This window comes from Agrobacterium fabrum str. C58 (assembly GCF_000092025.1).
Classification (GTDB): domain Bacteria; phylum Pseudomonadota; class Alphaproteobacteria; order Rhizobiales; family Rhizobiaceae; genus Agrobacterium; species Agrobacterium fabrum.
Map to the genome: position 1 here is coordinate 1 of NC_003065.3, position 11495 is coordinate 11495.

At 46.3% G+C, this 11495-nt stretch carries 7 protein-coding genes and 1 pseudogene; 5 read left to right on the plus strand and 3 right to left on the minus strand.

Going from position 1 to position 11495, the window contains the following annotated elements; genetic code table 11:
* Nucleotides 1-386 precede the first annotated feature (386 nt).
* Nucleotides 387-1502, minus strand: a complete 1116-nt coding sequence (locus ATU_RS23005) for a glycerophosphodiester phosphodiesterase family protein (protein WP_010974816.1) — start codon at nucleotides 1500-1502, stop codon at nucleotides 387-389.
* Nucleotides 1503-2406: 904 nt separating this feature from the next.
* Between ATU_RS23005 and ATU_RS23010 the strand changes: the two genes are divergently transcribed.
* Complete coding sequence (locus tag ATU_RS23010; protein ID WP_233283094.1) at nucleotides 2407-3072, plus strand: RolB family protein; 666 nt, start codon at nucleotides 2407-2409, stop codon at nucleotides 3070-3072.
* A 455-nt stretch (nucleotides 3073-3527) separates the two neighbouring features.
* Here ATU_RS23010 and ATU_RS23015 read toward each other — a convergent pair whose 3' ends face one another.
* A complete protein-coding gene (locus ATU_RS23015; protein WP_010974815.1) occupies nucleotides 3528-5099 on the minus strand; it encodes a hypothetical protein in 1572 nt (523 codons plus the stop codon).
* Nucleotides 5100-6153: 1054 nt separating this feature from the next.
* Here ATU_RS23015 and ATU_RS23020 point away from each other — a divergent pair.
* From ATU_RS23020 to ATU_RS26750, 4 genes and pseudogenes are all read left to right on the plus strand, one after another.
* Entirely contained in the window at nucleotides 6154-6870 is a 717-nt protein-coding gene (locus ATU_RS23020) for a RolB family protein (protein WP_045231701.1), read from the plus strand.
* A 707-nt stretch (nucleotides 6871-7577) separates the two neighbouring features.
* Nucleotides 7578-8273, plus strand: coding sequence for a RolB family protein (locus ATU_RS23025; protein ID WP_010974818.1), 696 nt, complete (start codon nucleotides 7578-7580; stop codon nucleotides 8271-8273).
* Between the two features lie 478 nt (nucleotides 8274-8751).
* The gene (locus ATU_RS23030; protein WP_010974819.1) at nucleotides 8752-9696 is read left to right on the plus strand and encodes a RolB family protein; all 945 of its coding nucleotides are present in this window, start codon (nucleotides 8752-8754) and stop codon (nucleotides 9694-9696) included.
* A gap of 591 nt (nucleotides 9697-10287) precedes the next feature.
* A pseudogene (locus tag ATU_RS26750) lies at nucleotides 10288-10386 on the plus strand (isopentenyl transferase family protein); the annotation flags it as partial.
* On the opposite strand, the gene ATU_RS23035 reads toward ATU_RS26750, so the two are convergent.
* Nucleotides 10349-11353: an SDR family NAD(P)-dependent oxidoreductase gene (locus ATU_RS23035; RefSeq protein ID WP_162993139.1), complete on the minus strand. Its 1005-nt coding sequence runs from the start codon at nucleotides 11351-11353 to the stop codon at nucleotides 10349-10351. The pseudogene ATU_RS26750 and the gene ATU_RS23035 sit on opposite strands and share 38 nt — an antisense overlap.
* Nucleotides 11354-11495: the final 142 nt, after the last annotated feature.

Here is an 11495-nt window from a genome sequence, read left to right on the forward strand (position 1 = left end):
TGGCAGGATATATTGTGGTGTAAACAAATTGACGCTTAGACAACTTAATAACACATTGCGGACGTTTTTAATGTACTGAATTCACATCCGTTTGATACTTGTCTAAAATTGGCTGATTTCGAGTGCATCTATGCATAAAAACAATCTAATGACAATTATTACCAAGCATCAATGAGATGATGTGTGTGTCTATGTGTAAATATAGCGCGGAGTCATTACAGTTATAATTATTTTACGAGTTATTTAAAGTTATAAATACATTTATATACCAAGATATATAGACTATTATAAAATATGAAACTTATATAAGTAATTCAATATTGCAGAGGATAGATAGATAACATAAATTGCTTCCTATGTCTGATGTACAGGATTCTATAATAATATCACGGTACAGATTTTCCATCTTGCTCTATAACGTCGAGATGGGGGCAGTGGTGATCAACCCTGCGGGGAACGCCTTTGTTACGCCATTCCCAGAATGACATCTCATCCTCAGATCGGTCTGATATAACCCAGTCGGCAATCGCTGCTGCATTGCCGGGTATTCCATAGCCACGGCGAATGTACTTTCGTTCATCTGTCTCGCGTGGCATCGGTCTCCCTGTCCTGATGTTAATTGAAAATTCTGCTTTCTCGCCATTTTCTAGTTGAGCGGAGAAATCGTAGCATCTTGTTGCAGTTGCCAGCTTAAGGTGTGGACGCATCTTTCGCACTTCTGGATTGTCCTTCACATAATAGGCAAGGCGTACTGCGGCGTAATCTGCGTTGAAGGCTCTAACGATTTCCGGTTTGTCACAGAGGCCCAGCTGCTCAGGTTTTACCCTGGCCATCACAATGTGAACTGCGACCACTCTCATCGGCTGCCTGAGCATCGAATCGATCCAGATTTTGCCGCCTTCATAAAGGTCCTCGACGGCGATGTCGCTAAGATCGATCAGTTTTGCCAACCTCGGAAGTTCTTGAGGAAAAATCACCGGCATGAGCGCGACGGTTTCCCTCCAATCAGGCTCAGGGCTAACCTGTTTGACCGCGTCAAAGAACGCTTCGCCGCTGGAGTACTCGAAGGTGTAAAAGAGAAGGACCACACGCTGACGGTATTTCGGACGGCGGCTTAGCCAAGCAGTGATAATGTGGGCTTCAAAGTCGCGACCATCTAAAAAGAAGGTTGCGCCCGGATTGACGTCGAAAACCTTATCCAAAAGAGGCTCAAGAAAAGGGATGATGTCGTTTGTTACGGTGTATGATTCTGTGATCTCACCATTTGAAACCTCTCGAATGATCACCGGTATATTCTTAACATCTGCTGAATGGAGTTCTCGGATCAGTCTATCCGGTAACGTGGAAATCCGCCAGGTATTGAAGTCGTGAGACACAACGGGCAAATTGTCAGAAGTTAGTGTCGTATCCAATTCAGAAAGATTTCGCCGTTCCATCCCTCCGAGGGCAGTCAGTAATGAGGTTTCGGTACACTCCTGTACGCCCTTCCCCAAGTTGTACATGCCCCGGTGTTCTATGACTTGAAAGGCGTTCAAGAAGGTGTGGTACCGAATGACGAGCAAGCACCTCGTCTGAAGTTACGCCTGCTGGGAGATCCCACTGGATTTCCCACCTGGGCCATCCCGTACCCTTCACTGGGAAGGGTTTGCGCTGACAGAGTACCTGAAAAAAACCGGTTAAAAACTCGGAATGAACCGGAAATCAAAAGAAAGAAAAAGATGAACCTACATCCATATTTCGAGAAAAGCGTGTGTTCGAAACGTCGGTTCGGGCTAGAGCAGGAGGGTACCGAATGATCGCAGCCGCACAGAAAGAGCGCGGTTTAGTTTGTTATAGCAAGCGCTACACAGGTCGTTTGCCCAGTTTAAATGTATAAGACAAGACTGCCAGCTGGAAGTTGAGGAATAGCGTCTTAAATTCATCATGATATAAGCATGCGCGGGAATCCCGCTCCTTTTTTGAAAGCTAAGGTCAGTGTCGGCCGCAATGGCAGTGGATGCCAGAATTTTCAAATCGTACTGTTCGACGGGTCTGACTTCTTTCAATCTAGGCCGCCGAAAGTATTTCTTATATAGGAGCACGTTTATCATTTGATGTTAGTACAAACACGTTTTCGCTGTCGGCAGATGGAGGTGCATAATTATAAAAGGATGATGCCTATAAAGAAGAGACTAATATTATAATATCGGCTATTATGACTAAAGAAATTTCTTGAAATTATTGCGTTATGGTTGAATTATTATTCTAGAGGCCCTGTATTTTTGCCGACATTACTAATTTTTATTATCTGCGGCAGTGTATAGAAGCCTCATACTTTACGGACGCGCGCTCTGCAGTTAAAGTCGCTAGATTGGCAGGGGGACCTGGGAAGCACCTCCAAAGTGCAGAATGTACTACGAACGACCCGTGTTCGACATAGTCGATACCTGGGAGATAAGAGAACGGGAGGTACTTAAACCCGTCCTGAGCGTAGCTGAAGAAGATTACTGCTATTTCGTGCAGAACACGGTTGCCTCCGCGCAGCGCTCCTGGGTTGATTTAGTCGCCAATCTTTTTAACTCTCCAGATTCTGACATTGATGACGCGCTGAATCGCTTTGCAGACGCGCCCTGCTTGCATGGGCCGACACTCGAGCCGATGAACCTGATACTCAAAGGTTCTCCGATGTATGTTTATTGCTCGTTCGAAGAGATGAGAAGTTGTGCAACCAAACGATTCTATGAGGGCATTTCGAATCGCGGCGTGGTGATTTGCACAGTTCCACCCTATGCTGAGGGGGTAACGAGAGATGATATGAGTGTCTGGCAAAATCAGGCCTGTGTGAATACCTGCAGCGGGAAGAACGATTTGGATGCATACATTGCATTCTTGCCAACCAGTTCGCTTCAGGAGTCGAGCTATTGGCACACGAAGAATGGTATCTATAGTTTCTTGGCACCGTCGCAAACGGATGCCTTTTGCTGCGAAATACTTTGTGTGGGGCGGGCTCTTTTTGAAGATAGGAGCCGTAAAGAGAAACTCAGAAATTGTTTGTTGAAGCTTCTCAATTACCGTCTCAAGCTGTTATTTTGATGGCAAATGAGTTTACTGGCCCAATATCTGGGGCTGAAAGGGAGTGAAGTTAAAAGGTCCGAATATATCTAATGGCGCTTACGCTTGGTCGGCTTTTTGCCCGCGGATTCACTATAAATAAATTGTAATGTCAGATTTTCAATCTGCGTATTACGATCTGTACGCTGGGCGTTTATTTTATTGTATGTCTTTTGCATATGGATTTTTGTATTGCGTATAACGTTATGTAATCATAATGAGATGAGCAACGGCCCATAAACAAGACGCTTTTATGCTGATGCAATGACAGTTTCTCTTAGAGAAAGATGTAATGAGCTCCGTATATCTAAAGTAATAATAGAATCTTTTTAAAACGTGAATGACTGCCGTGATGCTTTTGTGTGAAGATACATTGTGCGGTGGTTTTTTTGGATCACGCGTTTTTCTCCCTCCAGGTGAAGTGGACCAACAAAATATTAAGCTCTTGAACGATCATTGAGGAGTCTCGAGCCAACGTACATGAATAGTCTCCCCCAAAGTTTGGGAAAAAGGCTCAGGAAAAAGATCAGTACGAAGGCTATCCAGAAATGAATGTTGGCGAACCCAGCAAGAAAAGATTTTTTCGTCAGAAGCCAGTAACTCGAATTGCCCAGCACGAATAAAGTGCTTGGAAAACTTACGCCGGCGGTTGCGGTGAAAAGGCGCAACAGATCGTGCGAGCTTTGCGAATTATCCATAACGTCAACAGCGGCCCGCGCAGCTAACGGCACAAGATTGGCCGCCGCAATAAGGCCTGAATAGGCATCGGTTGGAAACGTAGAGAGGCATATCAGGCCAGCCATCGTCAGGATTGCTACTAGTATGCCTGCTTTGCCTCCCCGAGGACTGCGGTCGTTATCGTCGGCAATATGGCCGACCCACCGGAGAACCCTCAGGGCATCTTCATGGTCTTGTTTGTGGTAACCGATCTGAATACGGAGACGGTTACTCACCTCAAAGGTGTCGAGCCAGGAATAGATGATGGTGCTGGAATTCCTCAATCTTGTGTATTCAGAAGTGAAATCGGAACTCTGAGCTGTAGAAATCCTTTTCATCCGCAAGAAAGAGTATTTTAATAAATCCCGGATGTTCTTCCTGTTCTGCATCAGCATTTGCCACAGAATGCATAGTGACGCCTTCCATGCTACATCTTTGGCGGTGTGAAATGTGGTTCCCTCATGTTGGGGCATAGCAATGGCGAATAAGCCAAAAATTAAAACTGGCAATCCTCCGAGGAAGACTTCGCAAGCCAGGTGAGCGGCGAGCCTCGTGTCCGCCCAAGGATAATCAAAAATCGCAAGCACCATAAGCTGTGTTTGCAGAGTAATAGGCCCAGAGCGCAAGACGGCAACTTCCGCTCCAAGTGAGGCAGATACTATGTCGGGCAGGACAACCGCCAACTGCATTATGACCAACCAAAGCCAGAACAGACCCCTCTCCCAAAGGGGTAGGTGGCATTTTAGTTGCCACCTCATTTCTTGCGTTTGAATGGATTGCGCGCTTCGACGCAGGTACTTTTTAACTTCTTTGGGCAGGCTGGGGAGTTCAAGAATAACTCGAAAGGCGTCGTCTCTTTCCTTGCGCGCTTGAGTGGCCCAAGCGTTTCGCGTGGATAGGGGCATGCGCATGAGGATATCCGTCAAGCTGTTCTCCGAACTGGCGAATGGACGATAAGATTTGTCGGCAATATCTTCATCAGGAATGACGGCCGGTTCCGGTGCTGCTCTTAAAGCAAACGCATCTACATGGTCATGGGCCGCTGGCTGGTGCGTTGAACAAAAGATCTGCTGCATATGATGTGATACCATGCCTTCATCTTCTGGCAGTGGAGTGACGGAATGGCCTCGAATGCAGTCTGCTTCTTGGCCGACATCGGTTTCCTCAGTGATGTAAGAGTAAGGTCCTCCCAAGAAGGGTGAAGGGAGGATTTTTCTGACATGGAGGGAGTGAAGCCAGCTGCTTTTGAGCTTTCTTTCTATCGCCTCAACCGGAGTGTTCTGGTTCTCCATTGATAACTTGGCACAGCTTGAGGCATCCAGGGAATGCAAAAGCTCCTTTATTAATTGTGCTCGAATCCACCGAATAAAAATGCACCGCGTGGGTCTCGGTCCTGTTTTGGCCTATAAGTCAAAGCAGCGGCGTCGACTAGACGATAGTCAGTTGTTTTTTTAAAGGAAAACGAGTTTTCTATTCGGAAAGAAAATGTGCCGTTCGCCTAATAATGATGCCAATGACTTAATCTGTACGACGGATCGTGTAATATTATAGAGCCAAGTGCGATTCAATGAATTTCAATTGTTGGTATTTCAGCGAATTTGTATTTTTCCATTTGGATGGTATAACAGCACGTTCATAACGTTAAAGGAAAGGGGAGGCATATACGCGGAATATTTAACTGTATCAATGAAATTGAAATATTCAATCTGGCACGCAGAACCCACATCAACAGTTTAACTCGACTCTCGGAAAGCCAGCTATCATTCGAAAATCTGTCGCTTCCTCTAGCGCCGCTGTGATTGTAGGGCGAAATGACAAACTGCGCGACGTTGCCTGAATGACTGGCTGTATGGCATGGGACGCGTTCTTGAAAGAGAGTCGCTAAGATAAACCTCTCCAACCCAACCGAAACATGGTTGCTTCCGTGTTTCGAACACAGCAGTTTCACCTCATTGCGAGACTTGTTGAGAGATTTTCAAATTTGTCGGCAGGTTCGATTGCTGACTATTGATTTGCACGAAAGTGTGAAAAACAAGTCCTTATCGTGGCAGTTGGTATGATGTTCAGGAGCAACGCAATTCAAAAGTGGACCCAGGCTGTTTCACGGGTCCCATCGCGGTGCCCAAATATCTGAGTAGCATCAAAGCTCTGGTGACGGTCAAATGAATTCGTCGGTGTTCTGGGAACAAGCGTTTGAAAATGTTGATATGCTCACTTCCCACTTTGACAAGTGCGGCACGAGCGAAATAGTAACCTAAACTTTCTTTATTGCGATGTTTGACAATCACTGGGCAGGTGAGTGTTATAATAGAGGGCCATTAGCCTTCGGCCATGCACACCTCACTAATGTCTTACAATCAAAATATGATACCCTCAGGGGATGATCGCCCCGTTTTTCCGACAATTGATTTGTTCGCAAACACCTCCCTGGAAGAACTTCAGCAGAGCCTATGCGCGGCGGTCGCAAATTATAGGGATTTCCTCACTCGAAAGATTCTCCCCTTCCAGCAATCTTGGGTTGTCCGAGTCCTGTCCGAATCCGGCCTAGACGAAGAGACTCTGCGCGCAATCAAAAGCTGTGTCTTCACGCCGTGTTGCAGCATTCCTGGCGCCGTCCAGCCAGATAGAATTTGCCAACATGACTCACCAATCTACATCTACACCTCCCTGAATTTATTATCGCAATACGTCGAAGGAAAAACCCTATTGCGGTGCTATCGCAAATTTGTGCTGGCTTCATCACTCCCACCATACCGAACGGATATTCCAGCAGAGGAGCTCAAGAACGTACTCAACAGTATCTTGCCAGGCGCCTATAGCATGCCGCATGCCGTAAGCTGCTTCGTGGCCATTTTGCCCAGTAAGAAATTCACGATCAGCATGTCCAAAATCACCACCCGTGGTGGCGCGGAGGAGCATTTTGTCGTTTTCAGTAGAGAAGAGAACGACATAATCCCATACGACATCGTCGCAGTGGGGAAGACGCTGTTCTCCCAGTCGGACGAGGAATTTGGTTTGCCAAATCTCAGCTTCGATGAACTACAGAACCTTATCAGCACTTAATCTGTTTTCTATTCGTGGATAGAAAACAACCCTAGTGTATGGGATCAATATAACCATGCTAGTGCCACTGTGTATCTCCCGATGAGACATGTAATGATATGGATGCATGTTTCATGCAAGGATAAGAATGTGATAAAAATAATTTGATAAAAATAAGTCCGTGATGCTTTTCTGAAACATCTTTGAGGAAGTATTATTTATTGAACAGATTTTACACAAATTGAAAATTCATCCTGGTGAAACAGCGTATTTTTTTGACAGAATGGTAATGATTCGTGAGACAATGTGGGCCATCGTTTTCGGGCATCGAAAGCTGGCTTCGTCACGAGCCAAGCGAAGGCACAAGCCTCAATTTTGCGATGAGCCAGGGAGGCACGCTACGTGTCTGTCAGCAATTATAGGACTATGGTGGATGCTTTTTGACAATGTGGCGATAAGGATCACCTCGATAAGCTCGAGACCTGCTTTATGTCATTCACATGTCAATTATCGAAAAAAACGGCCCTACGCTCATCCAATAGTTAAGTAACGGGTCCTGTTTGTAGTTTAACAGACAGGAATGCTGTTTCCAGAAGGTATTTCAACAGTATAAATCCGTAAAATTACTATGATCACCTTCCCTGCACATGCGTTTTTCAGCTATAAAGCAAGATTCAATCTCTGGGGCTCCAAAGAGCTCCGGATGCTTACACCCCGCATAAAGCTTAATGATGGTATATCAGCGTCCTGTTTTCACGGTGATTAGCCTGCTGCGGATCCGGAACCGCGAAGAGGCCAAGCTCGTGCTGATCGGAGCAGTCGTGGTTTATCGCAATTTTGTGGAACAAACCTTGGCTGATGCCCAAAAAAATTGGGTCAAGTCACTCGTACTCTACGACGATCCGGGTGATGCTGTGACCGGCATCCTGACATGGTTCAGCAGGTATGCATGCTTGCACGGACCAAGGTTGGGGCCGTTGGACACAATCGCCGTGAATGATAATCCGCTCTACATTTACTGTCCTCGTAGGAAGCTTGAGGAATATGCAAAAGAACGTATTGTGTCTTTTCATTCAGAGATCGGCTCGGTCGTGTGCTCCATGTCACCCTTCGATGCAGGCGTGACGCGTGAGAAGGTCCGCTATGGGCATAACCTGATATCCCCAGGGTCTTGCCTCCTTCCGGATGCTTTGGAAGCCTATGTCGCCTTTCTCCCGAGCAAGTCGTTTCTGAAATTGCCATATAGCGTTTATGAGGTTCACAATGATCGTTATGTTCATAAGTTCTTTGCGCTGCTCCCAGGATCCCGCTTTCATTTTGAAGTCGTAGCGGTTGGTTTGGCCTATCCCGCTGCCAAAAAAAGGCCTTCTGGTCTTGGAATTCTGCGTTGTTGCTTCACCGGAAAGACAAACACCTGCCTGTAAGAAACTAAGCGTTGGAATGAAGCCAGAAGGTCCGCATCGCCGTTTACCGGTTTATTGTGAAATATCTTTTAAGTTATGATAATCTGCTGTTGCACGTCGGCAGCAGATCGTGGGCTATTGCCACTATGTACTACGTTCTGTTTTCAAGCACTGTAGCATCTTTCTAAGCGAAATAAATTATCTCGTTTGTTTGTGTTTTTGAAACAAATATTCATACAGAACAGTGCGATATGTCGTAAAATAGTAAACATGCTGTTCAAAGTTCTTATCCCCAGGCAATTGCCTCGGATACCTATAGTTTTAAAAGAATACCATACATATCACGACATATACGTTTTGATGCCACACAAAGTCAATGAATAGCGGGAAATAGTCGTAAGCGAAAGTTATCTTGTGTGTGACGAACTGTGTAATTGGATGCAGGGTCTATTTAAAGCCTTTTGAGCGGATGAGGTGAAGACCATTTCTGCAAATAGATATGATGGTTCCACCACGTCCAGGCTTCGCTCCGCTTAGTCTTGAATCTATTAATGACAGAATGGAAATGCATCTATTTTTGACCAGTGCATGCATCCTATATCATATCTATATCCGCGATAATCTCCTGATTTATCAGGAGATTTGGACGAAATACTGGCGGGGACGATTGGCAGAGAGCGCGCTAAAAAACGAAATTTCCGCGTTATATCTTCGTCTCCCATTTCCTCGTCCGCCGACGCTTCAGTCCATCGCAGAGCAGGAGGTGATCTGTAAAGACGCGGCGCCAATCTATGTTTATTGTTCCCGGGAAGCTATGCTGAGTCATGTGCAGTCTAAGGATCTTTGCCAATTCGGAAGGGCGAACCTTCTCGCATGCACGTTAGCTCCTTACCGAACCGGAGTTACAATCGAAATGGTGCGATGTTTGTTCAAGCGTTTACGCGATGGAAATCGCGTCGAAGCTGGAACCGGCGAAGAAGACTTGAGTCATTTTGTGGCCTTCCTTCCCACCACGGCTTTCCGGCGAGGGCCGCGGTTTTACCTGGGTGGCGAAAATGTCCAATTCTTTCTACGAGAAGGAGGGTTGGAACTCCCTTGCCACATCATCGCGTTCGGTAGAGCGTTGTTCAGCGAAATACTAGCTGATGGCTCGTCCTGGGACTGGAAAAGCGTCGGGGAGAGTTCTCGTTTGAATCATGTTCGGGCCAGTGTCGAATTGTCACGCAACGTTCCAACGGCGGAGACAACTGATAATTGGGCCGAAGCGGCTTTAGGAACCGACGCCGTGTACCCCGTGCGGCCTCCAAATCTGACCCCGACGCAAGATCATCCTTGCAAACCCTTGCTTTCGGGAAATCGAGTGCCGAATGAACGTCATAGACCTTGGAAGCGCTTCTTCAAGAAGCTCCGATCTGTTTCAAAGCATTTCTACTTTAATCGCTGAATCTGTATTAATTTGCTGTCTGGTTGTGCTTTCGCTTAAATAATTATCTATGTTCGAGTGCGGTCCTTGTGATGTTGTTGAAACAAATGTTTTATTGGCTGATATGGCCATCAATAAAAATTTTAAAATAGCGATCATGCTATATTGATAGAACATGGTTGTTTGCTACAGGTAATCAGATAGGTATTTAATAGGTATTATTTGTCGAACACAAACCCGATAATTTCGCAGTTCAATTATTGAATATCGAGAATCCGAGCGACTAAGTTTGAAGTGATTTCCCGAAATTATCGCATTTTTGAAAAAATCGTAAAGACAAATGGACGTGGCCAAGGGTCACCGAGTGCGGCGTGCCGCAAAAATAGAAACCTGGTCTCCAATTATGCCACTGCAATTTTCATTCGGCACCCTGCTAGGGGAATTATCAATCGAGTACCCCATAGTTGGTGATCAATCCCATTGACTTTTTCATCTTGGCAGATGGTGACTCTCTTCTTGGTTGTCCTCAACATCCTTATGCGTGGCGTGGGATGTCCTTATAAATTTCCCCCTGATGGTTCGTCAAATGCATCAGTCGTCGCCAGAACAATCATGGACCTCTACCTGATTTTCGGGCCGACATGCACTGGAAAAACTGCGGCGGCGATAACTCTCAGTGAGCACACTGGCATCCCGGTCTTGGCTTTGGACCGTATACAATGCTGCCCCCAACTTTCGACCGGGAGCGGACGGCCAATGGCTGCTGAATACACAGCACCTCAATCTTTGGGACAAAAGCGTTGTTAGGACGCTCGATAGCCTGTCGAACAAGTTCAGCTATGTGCTCGGGCTGGATCTTACCATCATCCTCAATCTCATCAGTCCAAGCACTCATTTTTGTCGCCACATAGCCTGGGCATATTTCCATTGTTCTAACGCCGGACTCCCACCCAACATGCTGGGCTGTTTTCGTGAGACCTGAGAGGGCATGTTTTGTCATGTTGTAACCAACGAACGAGTTCAGAACCCGCTGGCCTGACATGGAGATGATATTGACGATCCGGCCAGATCCACTTTTCGCGAGCTGAGGCAGGCACAGCATGATCATCCTCAGCGGAGCCCCAGCGTTGATCTTCCACTGTCTCTCAAGCTGCTCATAGTCAATTCCCTCCGCAAGCGCTACCCGTGTTCCATCCCCAGCATTGTTAACAAGGCCATCTATCCTCCCAAATTTTATCATGGCCGTCGATACCCACTCCTCCATCGTTTGGAGGTCCTCAGCTTCAAAACGTGCGAAGTGAAGAGATTCATTCTGAAACCCAAAAGTGGCTTCCAGTTTTTCCACGCTACGCGCTCCTAAGCTCAAACGAAAACCACGCCGCATCAGGTTGTCGTCGATGGCCTTGTCTATGCCTCCAGATGCACCAGTGACCAAAATCACCCCGCTGTCTCTAGTGTGGACGTTCCAAGATGAACCATCGAATTTGAAGTGGAGAACACACGCGTTACATCTTTGCATCGCGGTCAGCTCAACCCCGAGCAGTGTAGCAACTACTGAGAGTACACCGCCATGAGAAACGAAAAGAATATTCGACCGGCGGGCATGAGTCAGTGCTCCCGCCACTCGAGCGGAAAAGAGTTCAGTTTTTTCACAATCAGGGTAATTTTCAACAAACATTTTCCGTGGACCGAGACCACCCTCATGCATGCCAAAGTGGCGCTCGCCACCAATGAGAATTATTGTAAATCTGGCGCGAAATAACAGAGATTTAACACGTCTAAAGTTATCTTCGAAATGTAGAAAATTACATATTCATTAT